This is a genomic window from Bradyrhizobium sp. UFLA05-89, from assembly GCF_059803475.1.
Map to the genome: position 1 here is coordinate 30,653 of NZ_JBANBA010000070.1, position 17,172 is coordinate 47,824.

General features: G+C 61.3%; 25 protein-coding genes and 2 pseudogenes. 8 read left to right on the forward strand and 19 right to left on the reverse strand.

The annotated features are described in order from the left end of the window. Positions 1-240, forward strand: a complete 240-nt coding sequence (locus SO139_RS29490; protein WP_449382529.1) for a BrnA antitoxin family protein — start codon at positions 1-3, stop codon at positions 238-240. A 208-nt stretch (positions 241-448) separates the two neighbouring features. Here the strand turns inward: SO139_RS29490 and SO139_RS29495 are convergent, their stop codons facing one another. The 10 genes and pseudogenes from SO139_RS29495 to SO139_RS29540 form a co-directional block, all read right to left on the reverse strand. Further along, positions 449-1,045: a tetratricopeptide repeat protein gene (locus SO139_RS29495; protein ID WP_498541062.1), complete on the reverse strand. Its 597-nt coding sequence runs from the start codon at positions 1,043-1,045 to the stop codon at positions 449-451. A 46-nt stretch (positions 1,046-1,091) separates the two neighbouring features. Beyond that, positions 1,092-1,397 (reverse strand): RHS repeat-associated core domain-containing protein, encoded by a 306-nt coding sequence (locus SO139_RS29500; RefSeq protein ID WP_449382527.1) that lies wholly within the window; start codon positions 1,395-1,397, stop codon positions 1,092-1,094. Next, positions 1,381-2,055 carry a transposase gene (locus tag SO139_RS29505; RefSeq protein WP_449382526.1) on the reverse strand — a complete coding sequence of 225 codons (675 nt, stop codon included), beginning with the start codon at positions 2,053-2,055 and terminating at the stop codon, positions 1,381-1,383. Before SO139_RS29505 ends, SO139_RS29500 begins: the two co-directional genes overlap by 17 nt. A 30-nt stretch (positions 2,056-2,085) precedes the next feature. Then, a pseudogene (locus SO139_RS29510) lies at positions 2,086-2,310 on the reverse strand (hypothetical protein); the annotation flags it as partial. Between the two features lie 18 nt (positions 2,311-2,328). Further along, on the reverse strand, positions 2,329-2,799 hold the full coding sequence (locus SO139_RS29515; RefSeq protein ID WP_498541064.1) for an SEL1-like repeat protein: 471 nt from the start codon (positions 2,797-2,799) through the stop codon (positions 2,329-2,331). Positions 2,800-3,172: 373 nt separating this feature from the next. After that, positions 3,173-4,612 (reverse strand): caspase family protein, encoded by a 1,440-nt coding sequence (locus tag SO139_RS29520; protein ID WP_449382524.1) that lies wholly within the window; start codon positions 4,610-4,612, stop codon positions 3,173-3,175. A gap of 190 nt (positions 4,613-4,802) precedes the next feature. After that, positions 4,803-5,675 (reverse strand): DMT family transporter, encoded by an 873-nt coding sequence (locus SO139_RS29525; protein WP_498541065.1) that lies wholly within the window; start codon positions 5,673-5,675, stop codon positions 4,803-4,805. Positions 5,676-5,892: 217 nt separating this feature from the next. Then, the gene (locus SO139_RS29530; protein WP_449382523.1) at positions 5,893-6,438 is read right to left on the reverse strand and encodes a hypothetical protein; all 546 of its coding nucleotides are present in this window, start codon (positions 6,436-6,438) and stop codon (positions 5,893-5,895) included. After that, entirely contained in the window at positions 6,383-6,733 is a 351-nt protein-coding gene (locus SO139_RS29535; protein WP_449382522.1) for a hypothetical protein, read from the reverse strand. Before SO139_RS29535 ends, SO139_RS29530 begins: the two co-directional genes overlap by 56 nt. A gap of 186 nt (positions 6,734-6,919) precedes the next feature. Beyond that, the gene (locus tag SO139_RS29540; protein WP_449382521.1) at positions 6,920-7,507 is read right to left on the reverse strand and encodes a formyltransferase family protein; all 588 of its coding nucleotides are present in this window, start codon (positions 7,505-7,507) and stop codon (positions 6,920-6,922) included. Between the two features lie 201 nt (positions 7,508-7,708). Here SO139_RS29540 and SO139_RS29545 point away from each other — a divergent pair, with 201 nt between their 5' ends. The 3 genes from SO139_RS29545 to SO139_RS29555 all read left to right on the forward strand — a co-directional run bounded on the left by SO139_RS29545 (position 7,709) and on the right by SO139_RS29555 (position 8,818). Further along, complete coding sequence (locus SO139_RS29545) at positions 7,709-7,861, forward strand: hypothetical protein (RefSeq protein ID WP_449382520.1); 153 nt, start codon at positions 7,709-7,711, stop codon at positions 7,859-7,861. Between the two features lie 123 nt (positions 7,862-7,984). Continuing rightward, positions 7,985-8,278 carry a hypothetical protein gene (locus SO139_RS29550; RefSeq protein ID WP_449382519.1) on the forward strand — a complete coding sequence of 98 codons (294 nt, stop codon included), beginning with the start codon at positions 7,985-7,987 and terminating at the stop codon, positions 8,276-8,278. 321 nt (positions 8,279-8,599) lie between these two features. After that, positions 8,600-8,818, forward strand: coding sequence for a hypothetical protein (locus tag SO139_RS29555; protein WP_449382518.1), 219 nt, complete (start codon positions 8,600-8,602; stop codon positions 8,816-8,818). Positions 8,819-8,829: 11 nt separating this feature from the next. Here the strand turns inward: SO139_RS29555 and SO139_RS29560 are convergent, their stop codons facing one another. The 4 genes from SO139_RS29560 to SO139_RS29575 form a co-directional block, all read right to left on the reverse strand. Further along, positions 8,830-9,132, reverse strand: coding sequence for a hypothetical protein (locus SO139_RS29560; protein ID WP_449382517.1), 303 nt, complete (start codon positions 9,130-9,132; stop codon positions 8,830-8,832). A gap of 91 nt (positions 9,133-9,223) precedes the next feature. Beyond that, positions 9,224-9,361, reverse strand: a complete 138-nt coding sequence (locus SO139_RS29565) for a hypothetical protein (protein ID WP_449382516.1) — start codon at positions 9,359-9,361, stop codon at positions 9,224-9,226. 103 nt (positions 9,362-9,464) lie between these two features. Further along, a complete protein-coding gene (locus SO139_RS29570; protein ID WP_449382515.1) occupies positions 9,465-9,638 on the reverse strand; it encodes a hypothetical protein in 174 nt (57 codons plus the stop codon). A 246-nt stretch (positions 9,639-9,884) separates the two neighbouring features. Continuing rightward, a complete protein-coding gene (locus SO139_RS29575; protein ID WP_449382514.1) occupies positions 9,885-10,109 on the reverse strand; it encodes a hypothetical protein in 225 nt (74 codons plus the stop codon). Positions 10,110-10,374: 265 nt separating this feature from the next. Here SO139_RS29575 and SO139_RS29580 point away from each other — a divergent pair, with 265 nt between their 5' ends. After that, the gene (locus tag SO139_RS29580; RefSeq protein ID WP_449382513.1) at positions 10,375-11,454 is read left to right on the forward strand and encodes an AI-2E family transporter; all 1,080 of its coding nucleotides are present in this window, start codon (positions 10,375-10,377) and stop codon (positions 11,452-11,454) included. 356 nt (positions 11,455-11,810) lie between these two features. Here the strand turns inward: SO139_RS29580 and SO139_RS29585 are convergent. The 5 genes and pseudogenes from SO139_RS29585 to SO139_RS29605 all read right to left on the reverse strand — a co-directional run bounded on the left by SO139_RS29585 (position 11,811) and on the right by SO139_RS29605 (position 14,804). Next, positions 11,811-12,240 (reverse strand): annotated as a pseudogene (locus tag SO139_RS29585) (GFA family protein). A 289-nt stretch (positions 12,241-12,529) separates the two neighbouring features. Further along, positions 12,530-12,811, reverse strand: coding sequence for a DUF3551 domain-containing protein (locus tag SO139_RS29590; protein ID WP_498541063.1), 282 nt, complete (start codon positions 12,809-12,811; stop codon positions 12,530-12,532). Positions 12,812-12,876: 65 nt separating this feature from the next. Then, complete coding sequence (locus SO139_RS29595; RefSeq protein ID WP_449382511.1) at positions 12,877-13,068, reverse strand: hypothetical protein; 192 nt, start codon at positions 13,066-13,068, stop codon at positions 12,877-12,879. Positions 13,069-13,116: 48 nt separating this feature from the next. Next, complete coding sequence (locus SO139_RS29600; protein ID WP_449382510.1) at positions 13,117-13,338, reverse strand: hypothetical protein; 222 nt, start codon at positions 13,336-13,338, stop codon at positions 13,117-13,119. 1,253 nt (positions 13,339-14,591) lie between these two features. Further along, positions 14,592-14,804 (reverse strand): hypothetical protein, encoded by a 213-nt coding sequence (locus tag SO139_RS29605; protein WP_449382509.1) that lies wholly within the window; start codon positions 14,802-14,804, stop codon positions 14,592-14,594. A gap of 347 nt (positions 14,805-15,151) precedes the next feature. On the opposite strand from SO139_RS29605, the gene SO139_RS29610 reads away from it, so the two are divergent. From SO139_RS29610 to SO139_RS29620, 3 genes are all read left to right on the forward strand, one after another. Next, positions 15,152-15,394, forward strand: a complete 243-nt coding sequence (locus SO139_RS29610) for a hypothetical protein (RefSeq protein WP_449382508.1) — start codon at positions 15,152-15,154, stop codon at positions 15,392-15,394. Positions 15,395-16,271: 877 nt separating this feature from the next. Continuing rightward, on the forward strand, positions 16,272-16,493 hold the full coding sequence (locus SO139_RS29615; RefSeq protein WP_449382507.1) for a hypothetical protein: 222 nt from the start codon (positions 16,272-16,274) through the stop codon (positions 16,491-16,493). 355 nt (positions 16,494-16,848) lie between these two features. Next, the gene (locus SO139_RS29620; RefSeq protein WP_449382506.1) at positions 16,849-17,091 is read left to right on the forward strand and encodes a hypothetical protein; all 243 of its coding nucleotides are present in this window, start codon (positions 16,849-16,851) and stop codon (positions 17,089-17,091) included. Positions 17,092-17,172 lie beyond the last annotated feature (81 nt).

Below are 17,172 nucleotides of genomic sequence, written 5' to 3' on the forward strand. Positions count from 1 at the left end.
ATGGCGGATCAACCGAGGCGGCCGCGGACCCTGGGCGATGCCAGGACGGAGGCCGAAGCCGCGTTCAAGAAGGTGACCGCCAAGGTCGCCGAGGCCCCGCCGAAGAAGAACGTGGCGCCCGGCATCAAGGAGCAGGTCACCTTGCGGATCGATCAGGACGTGCTGGAGTTCTTTCAGTCCAGCGGCCCGGGTTGGCAAGACCGGATCAACGATGCGCTGCGCAAGGCTGCGGGGAAGTAGGGCTCCAATCCCTCATGGTGAGGAGGCGCGCAAGCGCCGTCTCCGGACGATGCTTCGCATCGCTCGGAGAACCATGAGGGCCCCCGTAGAGGCTGCTCGGCCTTCGAGACGCTTGCTAAGCAAGCTCCTTCTCGAAATGCCTGTCACTGAAATTATCGTGTCTCACTTCAGGGGGCAGTCCAGGAGCTAGGGATACCCCCGCATGCCATCAGCTTCTCATTCGTTGACCTTCGGGATCAGAGACTGCACCCATGACAGCCTCAGCCAGCCCAGAGGCAAACAACCAGATGCCTCTAGTGAAGTCGACGGGTCCACCCCTGCCTCGAAGCAACAGGCCAGCTAGACGCCGTTTTGCAAAGACGTGCCCTAGGGAGGATGCTCTTTCAAAAAACTCGCGGGCCAAAGTTGGCTGCGGAGTTACCCCGGTGCCATCCGCAAACATCATGCCAAGCCGGTATAACGACGGCAGGTAGTTCCAAGACGCTCCAAGGCGGAACATCTCTTCCGCGCGTTGGTACTCTTTCAAATCCAAGCACAGCAATCCGAGTTGATGTGGAGCTACGCGCGATCCCTCGCTCGTCGCGCGATTGAGCCAACTCTTGGCACGTTCAACATCAGGCGGGGCGCCTAACCCTTTTCGATAAACATCGCCCAGATATACCATGCTCATCAATGATCCTCTGCCCGCCAACTCTTCCAGCATGGGCAACGCCCTTTCGGGGTGCGCTTTCAACAATTCGTGGGCCGCAGACAGCGCTGGCAAATCAGGCTCTTGCTGAAACTCATTGAAGTCGGACCCACTCATGGCAGGGAATCCAATTGACGATTAATCGAACGGCAAAGCTTTGTTGTCATTTTTTCGGATCTTTTGATCCCGTAATGACGTGTCGTCTTGGTGGCGTTATTTCGATCCGCGGCGGCGTCGAGCCGGTAACATAGCACATGACCGCCAGACAAATCGCTCTGACCTTCTCGCAGAACGTGGCCAATCCTAAATGATCCGTAAACTGAACGGGATTCCCAAGAACGTAGGCGTATAAGTTGGCGCCTTCCATAAATTGTCTTGGGTCTTCGGAGAGGAAGTGCACCTGCGCAAGGGCAAAACTGTCGATTCCGAAATTACGGTGACAGTGTACAAAACTATTCGCTATCGCCATCAGTCTGAGGCTTCGGTCCACGCTTGGCCGGTTTGAGAGGTCGCCCTGTCAATCGCTCGAGGCGGGCGATGAAGCGGTCGTTACCGAGCGGTCGGCCGATGCTCTCCGCTGCACGCAGTTGGGCGAACAAGTCGGTCTCCGGCGCGCTGTCGAGCAGATCGGCGAAGCGCGGGAAGCGGTCCCTGACCGGCGCCAGCATGGTTACCCCATCGTCCTTGCCGCGCAGATGCGCGCGCGTGCTCGCCCATCGCCAATCCTGCGCACGCTGCACCAGCCGGGCGCGCACGGGGTTGAGCGATACGTAGCGTAGCGCTGCTGCGAGATGGTCTTCGTCCATGGCAACCGCGCCGAACCGCCCTTGCCAGAAATGCCCCGTGCGTTTGCGCCGCGCCTGGATCGCGCCGGCATAGGACCGGTGCACGCGCGCGAGCGCGCGACGCAGCCCGTCGGGATCGGAGGGGACCAGGATGAGATGCACGTGGTTCGGCATCAGGCACCAGGCCCACACCTCGACGCCGGCGTTCCGGCAATTCGCCGCGAGCAGGTCGCGATAGAGCGCATAGTCAGCGTCGCCAAAGAACGTTCGCGCCCGGCCGTTGCCGCGCTGTGTGACGTGATGCGGATGACCGGGAATGACGACACGGGCGAGACGGGCCATGCCCCAGCATGCCGGCCAGAGAGAGTGGTGTCAATTGAATGCACTGTCACCGTAATTCGTCCGTAATTCGTCATAGTCGTAGGTTGCCGTCCATCCCTCCGAGTCCGTGTAGGTTTTGACCCGGTCATAAGCATCGTAAGTGAAGCTGGCCGCGGTGGCGTTGTTGGCATTGACGATCGCGGTGAGATCGCCGCTGGTGTTGTACTGATAGCTCGTGGTCTGGCCGCGGGGATTGGTCACCGACGTTACCTGGCCAGCCGCGTTGTAGCCGCCTCAAGTAAGGGTACGCTCATTGCTCTCGTTGCGCCAAGCGGCGGCCGCCACGGCCAAAGCGGCGCGCAACGCAGGAATAGCCGTAGTAAGACGACGTCGAAGGCCCAACTTGCTAATCTTCCATACAAAATATTGCGAAGGCAGATGGCCCATCTGAGCCGCCCTCCCGAAATATTCAACCGCGCTCGCTAGACCTGCTTGTCCCCCCACCCGGTTTAGTGAGTACACCCCCATCAGGTAAAGGGATGGTCCAAATCCGGCACTACAATCTGCTCGAATTTCTTCGATGAAAGAAGCATCGCCTTCGGCGTATTTCATTTTCGCGATGTTGAACCGTGCTAGTTCTGGATTCGTCCTCTCCCATTGCCTGAGCTGCGCGATGGCGGCGACAGCGTCCTTCGGAACGAACTCTCCCCTGAAGTATTCCCAAGCCAATCGATAAAGAGCATCCGCATCACCACCGGCTGCCAGTTGACGGTATTCTTCAACTTTGGTCTTGCCATCCGATCATCCTTACGATTGTCCCTCACATGAGTTGCAAATGTAAATCAATGCAACGCAGGATTTCGTGCTTGATTCAAACGCGTCTCAAAACTGTCATGCCGTCTCGCGCCGCTGTTTTGCCCGACGTGTCAAACGGCCCGCGGTATGTGCAAGCCAATGATCCGCGACCATCGGCTACTTTGCACGGGGTTGTTTTCGATGTTTTTGTCGAACCGTCCAGTCGGGCTGTGCGGCAGAACCGCTCCGTGAAGAGAGCGCGCATCATGACGGTTGAGAAAGAACAAAGCCCGGCGCGAGCCGGGCTTTTTGTGTCGCTGCTTTGGAGCTACGGACTGGCGTCTCACCGCCGCAACATGCCGCCCATCATGCCGCCCATGACACCGCCGATGAAGGCTGCGCCGGCGGCATCGCCGCCGCCGCTGCGCTGGGCGGGCGCAGGCGCGCTGGCGGTGTTGCTGGGGGCGCGACGGGGAGGCTGCTGGCTGCTCCCGTTACTCGCGGTCGGCGCGGTCGTGGCGACGATCTCGGAGAGCAGCGCCTTGTGCTGGAGCTTGTTGAAGTAGCCAGAGGCCGGATAGCCGCGGGCGGCCTGCCAGCGCTTGATCACGCCGCGGGTCTCGTCGCTGAACGCGCCGGTCTGCTTGGTGTCGAAGCCGAGGCCGGTGAGGCGGCGCTGCACGTCGCGGCGCTGGTTCTTGTCCAGGCCGATCTGGTCTTCGGTGAGCTGGCTCGCTTCTTCGGTGAAGGTTGCGGGATCGATGCCGGCGTTCAGGGTCCGGGTCGCGGTCGACGGGCCGTTCTGGATCGCGGCGATGCGTGCCAGCGCCAGGGCCTTGAACTGGCCGTTCGGATAGGCGGAGAGATAGGCGTTGAGCTCTTCCGGCTTGTTGGATTCCTTCACCGAGCGCCAGTACTCGAGCTCGACATTGGCCGCGTCCGCGTTGCCGCCTGCAGCGGTTGGGGCCGCCCCCGTCGCGGTCGGCGCGGCGTTGGCCACCTGCTGGCCCTGCTGCGACGGATTGAGATAGACGGCGCCGATCAGGTTGGTGTGGCCCCAGGGAAGCTGACCCTTGTGAGTCTCCTCGTTGACCTGGGCGCGCACCGACGTCATCGCCTGCTGGATCTCGATGCCGGGCTTGGTGATGTTGTCGATCAGCGCGCGTGTGAACGGGCTGTTGTTGCCCTCCTGGCCGTCGAGCGCCGTTTGCCCCGGACCGGTCGCGAACGCGATCAAGGTGCCTTCACCAGACTTCATCTCGGCAAGGCCGCTCTGCACGTTCACGCTGCGGGTGGCGGAGTTCGACTTGATTTTGGCGGCAAAGGGATTGTCGCGGCAGGCGTCGAGGAACACCAGCTTCACCTTGGCATCGCCCATGGTCTGGTCGAGGGTCAGGTCGATGTTGATGGCGGCGCCTAACTTGACGTCCATCTCCGACTTGATGTCGGCATCGACCGGCAGGAGGTAGTTGGTGCCGCCGACGGCAATGCCGTGGCCGGCATAATAGAACACCGCGATGTCGGAGCCCTGCGCCTTGCGGCCGAAGTCCAGCAGCTTTTCCGTCATCTGGTCGCGGCTGAGATTGGACCCTTCGATCACCTCGAAGCCGACATTGCGCAGCGTCGCCGCCATCGCCTTGGCGTCGATCGGCGGGTTCGGCAATTGTGCGACGTTCTTGTAGGCGCCGTTGCCGACCACGAAGGCGACACGACGATCGGCCTTCGCGGCGCTGACCGACAACGCCATGCAGATCAGCGAAACGAGGATGGTGAGGTAGCGCATGTGAAATCCCCAACAGAATCGAATTCGAAGCAGCAAATGCGGGTGCAAACTTACACGAAAACGCCGCGCGTCAGCACCCACAGTGCCCAACCCTTGTCGACAACCAAGCAAGCCCCGAGAAGCCGCCCCTTCAGCGTGATCCAGATCACGCTTTGCCACCTGGATTGGTCGCGAGCCGTATCGAATTGGTTCACTGCGCGCGGGCGGGAACCTGTGTCGGCTTCAAATTCAGGAGATTGCCCAGCAGGATCAGCACGGCGCCGAACACCGTCCACGCGTCGAGCCGCTCTGAATACAACAGCCAGCCGGCCATCGCCGTCAGGGGGACCCGCAGGAAATCCATCGGCACGACGATCGTGGCGTCGGCGTAGCGCATCGCGCTGGCGAGGCAGTAATGCGCGAATGTGCCACAGATGGCGACCACCATCACCCAGCCCCAGAGATAGGTCGGCGGCCAGGCCCAGACATAGAGGGCCGGAAAGAAGCCTGCGACCGCCTGCACGACGATCATCCAGAACAGGATCGCCAGCGCGCTCTCGGTGCGCGCCAGCGACTTCACCAGCACCATCGACACGCCAAAACCCATGGCGGCGCCGAGCGCGATCAACTGACCGGGATTGATCTCGCCCGCGGCGGGCCGAACGATGATGATCACACCGACGAGGCCAAGCACGATTGCGGCAATCTTCCACGGCGTCATGCGCTCGGACAGAAAGCTTGCAGCCAGGATCGCGGTCCAGATCGGCATGGTGAACTCGATCGCCACCACCTGACCGATCGGGATCAGCGTCAGCGCGAAGAACCAGCCGAGCTGCGAGACGTAGTGGATCAGGTTGCGCACGATGTGCTGGGGCAGGCGAACAGTCTTGAGCGTCGCAAAGCCGCCAGCGCGATAGACGAACGGATAGAGCAGGACGAAACCGATCAGCGAGCGCACCTCCATCAGTTGGAAGACGTTCATCTGCCGCGCGGCTTCGCGGCCGGCCACCGCCATGACCAGCGTCAGTGACAGCCAGCCGGCCATCCAAAGCGCGGCCATCGGTTTGGACGGGGTGATGCTCATCGGCGCAGGAGAGGGGACGTGAGAGGGCAGGCCGGTATCGGCGACCAGGCGCGAGTTTGCAACGGCCAAATCTGTCGATGCAACGATGCACGGCTGCGCGGGAAGGGCGCCATGCCCTGATGTCATTCCGGCGCGGCGCGGAGACGGAGGTCGCGCGCCGAGGCATAAAAAACGATCCGGCGGGGTGGCCGGATCGCGTGTCGATAACGGATTGAAGCTAGCGCGACAGCGCGATGTTCGCACCGCGGAACTGGCTGTCCGCCCGCATCGTGACCGTCTGCTTGGTGCCGCTCGTGTGCAGGGCGATGCTGGCGTTGAAGCCGGCGGTCTCGGCGACGACCTCGAAGTTTGCGCCGCCGCCGCGGCCCTTGATCACGCCGCTGATGTTGCGGCTGGCCTCGCTCCAGCTGCCGGTGATGGCATTGCCTTCCGCGCGGACACTGGCGGAGAGGTTGAACTTGTAGGCGTCGCTGGCGCAGGTCAGCGACATTTCCATCGCAGGACCTGCGGGCGCGTACTTGGCGCGGCAACGGATGCGTTCGGTCGATCCGTCGTCGAGCATGACGGTGCCGCCACCACTCCAACTGCCGGCAAGGGCAGCGAACGGGCCGGACTGCGCCTTGCTTTCCGAATTTGCGACTGAGGCCGCAAACAAAACGGCGGCCGCAACGAGCAGCCGCCGGTTCATAACCCGAGCCTCGGTTGGCTTATTGGCGCGATGCTTCCCACCGCCCGCTGCACGGTATGCCTGCTGATGCTCCATTCCACTTTCCCGATCCGGCGTTGCCGCTGAGTTGACCGTTGGCATATGCACCATTGATCGAAACTTTCACAAGACCTTCGCGGCCGATGGTGCCGGAAACGTTAGCTCCGGGCGCCGTGATCCGGCCCTCGGAAACCGTCAGCATGGAGCTTGCGGTCGCTTCGCAGGAGCCGCTCTTGGTCACGATGGTGACCTGCCAGTTGCCGTCGTAGGGATTTTGGGCGAACGCGGGCGCCGCGAGCGAACCGGTGGCAATCGCGGCGGTAAAAATCAACGCAATGCGATCAAAACGCATGAATTTCTGTCCTGCCTATGTCTGTGATGCTGACGCTTATTCGGGGAAAATGTGACAGAAATTTGCTGCATCGCCAAAGTGAAAATTGTTCCTGTGGAAACAATGGTTTATTTGAGCGTTCGTGACCCGTTTTGGGCACGGAATCGGCCAGATTCGGGACGTTAAGGATGAATCCCACGGCAGCGCCTACGACAGGCTCGGCGCGGCGGTCGCGAACTGCTCGTCTTGCGGCTTTGCCGGCAGCGCCTTGTGGACCTTGATGTAGTCGATGACTTCCGCAAGCAGCTTCAGGCCGAGAGGGGCCAGCGCCCGCTCCCAAAGATCGCGCGCCGTCTCGCCCTTCTTGACGAAACACCAGTCCTGGGCGGCGACGGCGCCGGCGTCCATGCGATCGGCGAGGTGGTAGATCGTGCCGCCGGCGATCGGGTCCCCCTCCTTGATGGTCCACTCCACGGCCGCCTTGCCGCGGTGACGCGGCAGCAGTGACGGGTGGTAGCCGATGCCGCCAAGCCTCGAGGCCGCAAGCGCCTCCCTGGAGACGCGGGCATGGCTGTGTGCGGTGATGATCAGGTCGGTGTTTGGCGCGATCTCGGCGGCGGTCACCAGCTTTGGGTTGGCCTGGACCACCACCTCGATGCCGGCCGAGCGGGCGGTCGTCGCGAGGCGGTCCTCGCCATCGGCGACCACGACCCGCGCGATGTCCACGCTGTGCTCCCGGAGCATGTTCAGGGTGATCACGCCGAAATGGCGGGAGCCGATCAAGGTGATGCGCATGGGGTCTCGGTTCCGTCTCGGGAGCTTTCGTCACCCCCGGATAACACGCCATAAGGCCCTGTCACCCCCCGCGCGCCCTTTGCGCCGGTTATCAACAATGCGCGGGACGCAAGTCTGTCGAACCGGCCGTCCATTCGAAGCGTCCAACGGGCGCGCAACGCGAAGGGGATCGCCGTGTCGAAATGGCCGAGATTGATGCTGATGAGCGGAGTTGCGTCGGCCGTGCTCATCCATGAAATCACCAGCTCGACCGAAGCGCCGAGCCATGCGCTGGCCGTGCTGCAATATGTGCTGCTGGCTGGCGGCCTGATAGGGCTGGTCGGTTCGTCCCTGATGCACGCTCAGGAAAAGTGACAACCGGCGCGCTTCGGTCGTGCTCGCATCCGAGGTCGTCTAACCCCAATATCTCCGCCATTGCGCCGCCCGCTGCGCGCGTGCTTCGATGCGCAAGGCCGTCGGCCTTCTCGGAGCTGCCGAATGCGAAATGCATGCATCATCGTCACCATCGTTGGCGCTGCCGCGCTCGCGCCACCTGTACGTGCGGGCGAGCTTTGGCCGGCAATTCCACCGGAGATCGGCGTGGCGCCGCGCGTCGGACCGGCGTGGGACGAATATCGCTGCAATCTCGGGCCGGTCTACAATTTCTATCACGGCGCCTATTACGGCGAGGAGCCGCCGGCACTCCGGCATGGCTACGCGTACCGGCCCTATTATCGGTATTCCGCCTATCGCAAGCTGCCGCGGACCTATTTCTGCGTCGAGGTGGAATGATCCGGGGATTCCAGGTTCCTGTGTACGATTTCGGGCAGAACGAGCCGGCAGCCTGCTCTTAGGATGGCCTTGCCCGGGGCTGGCAGACATTTCATCCCGAATCCGTTTTCGAACCCGGCTGGCCGCTGGTGATATTGCCAGCGGCCTTTTCATGTCCGCGCATCGCGCAAACGCGCGCCGGATGAGCAAGGTAGTAACGGGTTCTCTACCGGCCTGGCGTATCGACGAATCTGTTGCGGATTTGTATTGCGAAGCGGGACACAAACGTTGGCCCGCTGGTGTGCATATCCGGTGCGGCCTATTTCTTCCTGGAATCACCGGATGCCGAGCGCGATTGAGCAGATCGTCGACACCTATGTCAGGCTGAAGAATCGCCGTGGCCTCGACGCACTGATGATGCACCGCCAGCGGCTGGCAATCGATCTCAAGAGCCGCTCCGGCTATGATTTCAGCCTGCCCATCGGTCAGGTCGACGAGGAGATTGCAATCATTGAGGCCGGCCTGAGCCGGCTGAAAACGTCTAACCCCGCCGTGGCCTAAGGCGCAGAGGCCTAGTCGGCCTTGCCGCCATCGATGACCGTGAACAGCGGCCGCGCCTTGGTCGGCTCGACCAGGAGCTCCTCGACCATCGCGCTCGCAGCCTCGACGTATTTCCTTGTCGGCTTGTCCAGTGGCCGCAGCGCCTCATCGTCGAGCGCGACCTTCGCAGCTTCGACCAGCTTGCGCATGCGCGCCGCGTGATCGTCGCCAGCGGTCAGTGTTGCCCGCGCCAGCGAGCGCAGCACGAACAGCTCGCCCTCGAGCCTGAGCAGACGGTCGTTGAGCTTGGCAAGGACGGCGTTGAGATCCGGCATGGCGGCCTACGGCGGAGGGGCAAAGGCACCCGATCTAACCGCTCAGGGGTGAACGGACTGCAAACGGCGCTGCTCGGAATTGGCGCACCCCTCACAAGCCGGGCGGCATCCGGATCAAGAGGCTGACTGCGACGACCAGCAGGCAGAAGCTGCTCGACAGGACGAACAGGAAGAAGTCGTCCATCGAGAATTCGCTGTGGCGCTCGCGTCGGTCGGGATCATTCGACATCCACTGGTCCCTTGCAAAGCTTCTGAGATCCGCCCACCGTCTCAACGGTCCGCCTGGGGATTTCGTTCCGTGGGAACAGGTCCGCAACGCGGCAGGGTGACCTTCAGGGCCCGTCGCTGCGGTCGTGGTCGCCGTAATCCTGGCCGCCGTCCTCGAGTAGATTGAGCGCGGTATCGACCTGCTCAATGAGGCGTTCGATTTGATCGCGCTCATGCGGGCCGGGGTCGCCCTTGAGCCGTTCCAGCAGCTCCTGCTTGCGCGCGAGTAGGTTTGCCATGGTGCTCATTGCAACCTGACAAGCCGCTCGACCGCGCATGGTTCCCCATCACCCCTCGCAGGCATCCATCGCAGGGAAGACCAGAGAGTATGCCGGGCGGACCGGTGTTGCCGAATTTCGCTGATCAATATCTTGACCTGGGACCGGTGTTGAAGCGTCAATTCACGCCGAGCGTGAAGGTTTGCACATTCGGGCGGAGCTCGACCGGGAACATCGGGAGGTTCGTGCAACCGGTGTCCGCGCCTATCAGCGCACGCCTGCCCACCGCCGGCCGAACACCGGTGGTTTCGCCTTGATGGCCGCCCAGCCGAAGTAATGATGATTGCCGGACCAGGTGTGGACCACCGCGTTGCAGACGCCGCACTTGAAACTGCCGGCGTGCCTGGCCTCGTGCTCTTCCCTCGTCGCGGTGTAGTTCATGCTGCAGCTCGGGCAGGAGAATTCTTCGATCGTCCAGACGGTATTGGCCATGGCACAGCAACATGTTTGAGGTGACGGTCTCCAGTGTAGGTTTCGCGCGCTTGCGCTCGCGTAAATCGATCGGCGCAAATCCGGTTAACGGCGGTTAGGCAAATCCGGCCGCCGAGTTGCGCCTAAGCGAAGCAACGCCCACAGGCGGGTCGTCTTGACGCCCGACCCGCGGCTGGCAATAAGGCGAGGGCCTGCCCCGCGCGCAAATCGCGGCGGCCGCCGGCACTGGGATATCGCTTAGATAGTCGCAAGGAAAGCTGCGCCCGTGAAGACCCTCCGCCAGTTCCTGACGGGAGAGGACATTGTCCAGCTTCTGATCCGGCTCGGCCTGCTCGCGCTCCTGATCATCTGGACGTTCGTCATTATCCGGCCTTTCGTGCCGATCCTGACCTGGAGCGCCGTGCTGGCGGTCGCGTTCTATCCAGCCTTCAGCTGGCTCGCCAAGCTGCTTGGCGGCCGTCCCAGGACGGCCGCAGCGATCCTCACCTTGATGACGCTTGGCATCGTCATCGGGCCGGCGACCTGGTTGGGGTTGAGTGCGGTCGAGGGGGCGAGGGAGCTCGCGCGCCAGCTCGGCACCGGCGACCTCGCACTCCAGTCGGCGCCGGAGCAGATCAAATCCTGGCCAATCATCGGCCCGCAGCTCTACGAGCTCTGGGAGCAGGCCTACAACAACATCCGCGCCGTGCTGCGCGAGGTGGCGCCGTATCTGCAGCCGCTGGCCGGACCGCTGCTGTCGCTCGCCGGCGATGCCAGCGTCGGGACGCTGCAGTTTCTCGTCTCGGTCTTCGTTGCCGGCTTCCTGTTTCCCCATGGTCCGCGGCTCGTCGCAGCCGGGCGCGGCTTCTTGTTTCGCATCGTACCCGAGCAGAGCGAGCATTTCCTGGAGCTCGCAGGCGCGACCATCCGCGCCGTGTCGCAAGGGGTGATCGGCGTTGCGATCGTTCAGGCGTTGCTCGCAGGCGTCGGCTTCAAGCTCGCGAGCGTGCCAAGCGCCGGCCTTCTCGCCTTCATCGTGCTGCTGCTGTCGATCGTGCAGATCGGCGCCTTCCTCGTTCTCCTGCCCGTGATCATCTGGATCTGGACCGCAAAGGACGTCACGACGGCGCTGCTGCTGACCGTGTTCCTCGTCCTCGTCGGCTTCATCGACACCATGTTGAAGCCGCTGGTGATGGGACGCGGGCTCAATACGCCGACCATCGTGATCTTCGTCGGCGTGATCGGCGGCACGCTCGCCCATGGCATCGTCGGCCTCTTCGTAGGGCCGATCGTGCTGTCGGTAGCGTGGGAATTGGCGATGGCGTGGATCCGGACCGATCGGACGGATCCTGCGGCTGAGGGCTGACGAAGCCAAAAAGGACCCGCCTCCGAGTCTGTGGGAAGAACGGAGGGAAACGTATCAAAAAACATCGCCCTACGGACTTTAAACCATGGTCCGGAGGCGGGGCCACAAATGGCTAAAGTATCCAGCGAGCGGCAGTCCGAAGGCCACAGCCCGCTACATCAGACCTAGGAGGAATGATGTGCGCGCAACGTAACATGGTGGCTCGAGTTCAGCCATCGGGAAAACGTGGTATGGCGCAGGAGGGGAGCGGGGAGTGCGTCGCAGCAACGTACCTCTGCTGGCGATCGGTTAGTCTTATCTCAACGACCACTCCGTCCCGCGATAGACGGAAGCCTCGTCGATGGATGCAGCCTATATCAGCCAGACGTACCCGAGGTCTTGTGCAGGCTGCTTTGCTGGAAGTGCTCAACGCCAGCCCCCCCCGATTTCAACCCAGGCATGTTTCGACTGCTCGAAAACCGATCTGGCCGGAGCCGGATAATCTGCGTCCGCGATCGTGCCGATGGCAACGCCGATGAACGCGGGAAGATTGCTGGATTTCCAATAGACCGTTGAGCCGCAGTCCGGGCAGAAATAGCTCTGGACCTTCCCGCCGCTTGCGGCAGCGCGCGTGAACTCCTTCGGTTCCCCTGAAACGGTGACGGACTCGGCGGGATAGAACGCACCCACACCGAACGGCGCGCCGGTTCGCCGCTGGCAATCGATGCAGTGACAGGCGACGATGAGTTGGGATGGTCCGGGAAGCGAGAGCGTCACGGCGCCGCAACCGCATCGGGCAGTGGTCATCGGGGTCTCCTATAACCTGTTGAGCTGCGGGGCCGAGCATCAAGTCTTGCCCCATGAGAACGCCGAGAGGGTCTGAAGCGAATGCCGGCCGGGGCGACGCGGCACATCCGACGCGCCGAAAGACCGCTGGCGGCCGAGAGCAAGAAGCGCCGGCGGCGATCGCACCGTAAACGCAATCATCAACCGCTGACGGCGCCCACCCGCCAGCTGAGGCGGTGAAAGACCTTGGCCTGCCGGTTCGAGCCTGACGGGCCTACGCTTCGACGATACGGAGTGGAGGCATCCGTTTTCAATGTCTCCGGTACGCCCGAGGCTGTGGCACACCCTGCTGCGGCACGGCCTGCTGCTGGAATAGAACGCGCCGGTTCTCTTTACATATCACGTTTGACCGGCCGGACGCGGAGGCCAAGCATTGCTCCCTCGTCTCATAAGAGCAGTCACCGGAATAGCCGAGCTCCCCACCATAGACGCACCAGGGATAATCGTATGAAACGGGGGAGGCGGAGCCCGCGACTGCAGCGGTTCCGGTTGCGAGCAAGGTGAATATGACTAGCATCGTGCGCATGATCATATTTCCTGTCGTGATACATGAGGTTAGGGTGCAGAGAGTCCGGCCGGCATCAACCGGTTGGACTGTCAACGCGGTGCAGGGATCTGCGGGATGATCAACGGCACCACGATCACCCGCACGCTATAGCTGCACCGGTAGTCCGCGCAATAGCCCTTCACGCCCCTCTCGCCGATTGTGATCTTGATCGGGCGGTGACCGGGCGGTGTACGGCTCTCGCAGCGGACAAAACGCATGCCGCCGTCAAAGCGCCGACGCACGCACCCTCGCAAGATTATCAATTCCCAGCACTTCGGGACGGCAGCGGGCTACTGTGCCTCGCGGGTGTGGAGAACCGATCCCGACTGAGGAGTGATAGCTTCCTGGAGCGGCCGAGCCGTTATCTCATCACGCGCAAGGCGAGTGCGCGCACTGTGTCCGTTCATCGCTTTCACTGCCTCGTTTTCATCGGCACAAAAAGCGATGCATCGTCGATCGGCAAACACGAGCCACTGACGAGAGCCAACTTCCCTGATGACGTACTCGGTCATTGTCGAGTCTCCAGCAGCGAGTTGATTTCATTTTATGCCAACAGCGTTGCTCATTCATTAATCGGGCTTCGGTTTGGCTGGTTGAGCGCAGGGCGCGAAAAAAACAGCAAGAGATGTACCGCTGGGTACGATCACTCCTGCCAAATCATCTTCGGGAAGACGCCAAGTACTGGATTTCCGGCATGGAAGTGGAGCCTGGCTCCAGCATCGTCATCGTGGGAAATACCTCGGAATGAGGAACGTGCCAAAAGCACGCGAGGGCTTCATCGCCGACTACAATCGAAGCTTTCTACGAAGCTTCGGAAGTTTGGTGATGGCGCCGCGCCAATTACTCGCCAACGTCGCGCAGAGCTTTTGACCGTCCGCTTCCGTTGGATCGTCGAAGGGCAGCCGCCGGCCCTTCTCATTCTTCAGCGCTAGGGATGCTTTCTTGTCCACAGTGTGAATTGCGACACAGCACATCATTGGGAATCGCCGTACGTTCGGGGTGCGCCTTCACGGCGTCTTACTCTCCTCTCCCTCAGCCTTGAGCCCGTCGCCAATGGCGGGCTTTCTTCAGTGCAAGTGTCCGACCGGGGGGAGCTTTGGCGACGCATTAGCGGGGGTGAGATACCAAAACCGGAGCGGGGCCACGTTGCGCTAACGACTAACGAAGAGGCGACCGGTTCTATTTGACACTATTGACGTCTTGTGGCCCAGGTCGGCAGCTAGCGACCGCTGGACACGCTCGGCTTGGTCTTTCGTCAGATTAACCGCTAGGGCCAGACTGGTCCCGACCAATGCCGGGCCTTTACGTTGTCGATCGTAGACCATCCAACCCTGAGAAGCCTGCCGCACCATAAATCTCGGCGCAGACGGTAGCTTATCGCTCATGTTCTCGCCCTTTTGTTCTTAATCTTGAGCACGCGTGCGTGCGCCACGGAGCAACAAAAAATCGGGCTGCCGGGCTCGAAATGCCACGGGTCCCGCAGCGATCTAATCTCCAACTGGGGACTGAAATCCCGGTTGATTTAATATGCAACGGTTATGCCACGGTCGTGTGACGGTCTCGGGAGTCAATAAGGCCCGCCGGTTCACGATGGCAGGCCTTGTTTCTGTTCTTTCAGCGAGGGCTCACAGGTCAGAAGCCGCAGGCTGCAGATTGGTTTGATGCGCCACCGGCGTTCGCTCGGCTCATCTTACGGCGACAAACTCACGTGGGCCTTACAGGGCGCGGAGCTTCGGTCCCACGTTTTCGGCGGGGCTTTTCTCGGCTAACCGTCCCGGCAAGAGATGCCGAAGTTATCGCAGGTGAGTGCGAAGGCTTTTTTCGCCTTGGCGTCCTCGAAGCAAAAGAGCGTGCCGATGTCGGCGCGATCTATGTGCCAGTCCACTTTATTTTCTTTGGCGATGCGAGAAGCTTCCCCGCGCAGCAGATCCAATTGTCTTCCTGCAGCAAAAACGATTAGGCAGTTATCTTTTGGCATTATTGCCGTCCTTCAATGTCAATTAGACGCAATAAACTGCCTCTGCTTGCCGAAATTCAATGTGAATTAAATCACAATGATTTGGGTTCCATTGATTGAGGAAAGGCCCGCCGAGGCAGGATGAAAACGGGCTTCACCCGCAACGATCCCCTGCGGCCCGGCGGATACAATGCGGCCACCGCCGTCTGTCCAAAAGTGGACATAACAAAATCCAGGGCCGGTCTAGGCTCGCACGGCTTGGTCCCGAATACGCCAAGCAACCTCCAACGGCCCCGGCATTTAGGGTTGTGCTGGGGCCGTTTCGTCCTACGGCGGAGGTTAAAAAATCTGGTTCGATCGGGTGCCTCATGATCAGAAAACTGATCGGCGCTTCGATAGTTTTCGGCAGCCTAATCATCGCCGCCGAAGCGCAGAACTGCAGGCAATATCCGCCAGGACCTTTCCGCTTTCAGTGCAAGGCGGGGAGACATCCAGACATTGTCGAGAAAAAGGAAATGTGCCGCGACGAGGCACATGCAATGGGTCTCGTCAAAGCCAAGAAAGACTCCGGCTTTAAAGATTACGTGCACGCCTGCATGCACCGACGATAGGGTCGCGCGCAGCTAGCGGGCTCCGTCTTCGGGAGCCAGGTTCGTGGTGCGGCGGCACTCGGGTCGTTCAAGCCCTAGCGGTCATAGTATCTCGGCGCGTACCCATATTCCGGATAGGCGCCATATCTGTGATGTCGGTAATAACCGTAGCCGTATGACTCGGGTGCCGGCCGATTGTAGGCGCCGGGGGCGTGGTAATTGTTCGGATAGCAGTGGCCGTTCGAAAAATTGAAGTCGTAGCCGGGCGGACATGCACCGTCCGGACGGCCCCGAAACTGGACTTGTTGGACTGAAGCGTCCTGGGCGCTTGCAGCCGAAATTGGTCCCAGAGTAGCCAGCGCCAGTAGTGCAGCACGAATAAGTAACACTGTCGTTCTCCCTCTTGCGTGATCCCTAACGAAGGGCACTCATGCGAGTTCCACCGACGAGTGGGTATACGCCGCCCACGTGCAACGGCCACTGAATGAGGCATTCACCAACCGTTCACGTGAGGGGAGGCCCAACGATCAGCGCAAGATCGCCCGCGAACGGGTTCCTGGACGGGCTCGATCCCGGCGGCGAGCTCGACGAGCTTGCGCGAACTGGGGTTTCCGGATTTGCGAAGGGACGTTCGCCGTGGTGCTTGGATCTGCCTGCAAGAGGCATCGCTTCGGTGAGCGCAGCGGATATATGACGCTATTGCGCCGGAGGTCGCGCGCCGCTGCCGAGCTGGCGAAGCGAATCCGCGTGCCTGCTATGTAAGCGATGAAGCACCGCACGAAGATCAGCGCTGCCTCGGGACGTGCTCTGCGACAAGTTGACCACATTTAATAGCGCCATTTAAATTGACTAATTAATCGATCTGGCTATTATTTGTGCTTCAATTGGATAATTCAAAATGACGAAATTTGCTCAGATTGCGGCGCTGTTTGCACTGGCCGGTGCTCTGGCGCTCGGTATCCCGAATGTGGCCAACGCCCAAAATAGCCAAGGTCAAAACAATAATGACCAAGGTGGTGCTCGCGGTGCGCCAGGTCCGATTGCGGGCGCAGGATTGCCCATCCTAGCGGTGGGCTATGGGGTCTACTGGCTGGTTAGGCGCCGCCGCAAGGCACCATAGGTCGCTGCAATCGCTCGACCACCTGGTTTGTTCGGAAGACCGCCGCGAGGCGGTCTTCTTTATTTGGATCAACCATCAAGAATTAAGCGCCGGTCACCGTGCCTGAACGGCAGTCAGAGGCGCCCATGGTGCGCATCTCGCCGAAGGTGGCTGAGGCGGTGAACCTGAGGCCCGCCGGTTCACGTTGGCGGGCCTCGTCAGGCGGGTGTCAGCCCACCATGCGATCTACTGTCGTCGTCGATTCCCCCGCGGGGTTGGCGGCCGCGAGGCCCGGTTCGGATTTGCCTCCAATGCCGGGCCTCGCATCGGTCATCAACAGGCCTTGACGAGCATCGGGCCGCCGGAGTCCGCCGCTATGGGGCGGCATCAGCACATCATCGACGAATTCGGGCGCATGGAGAGCATCTGCCGGCATCTGGCCGACGGCAGCACCATGCTGGAGGAACGGACAGCGCTGCTCATCATGGCGAACAACTACGGCGCCGCGATCCTGGAAGCGAGGGCCGGCAATGCATTTGCAGGCACGGTGCAGACACGAGGTTTTTTTGGAAGGTTGGCGCTTCGTCTTAAGTCTTTGATTGAGCAGCCTGAGACATAGGTGACGGTACGTACCGGACACATGGGTTACACTTTCCGCTTTTGTTCTGCGGGAGGTGTGGATGCCGTGGAAAGCGAGTTC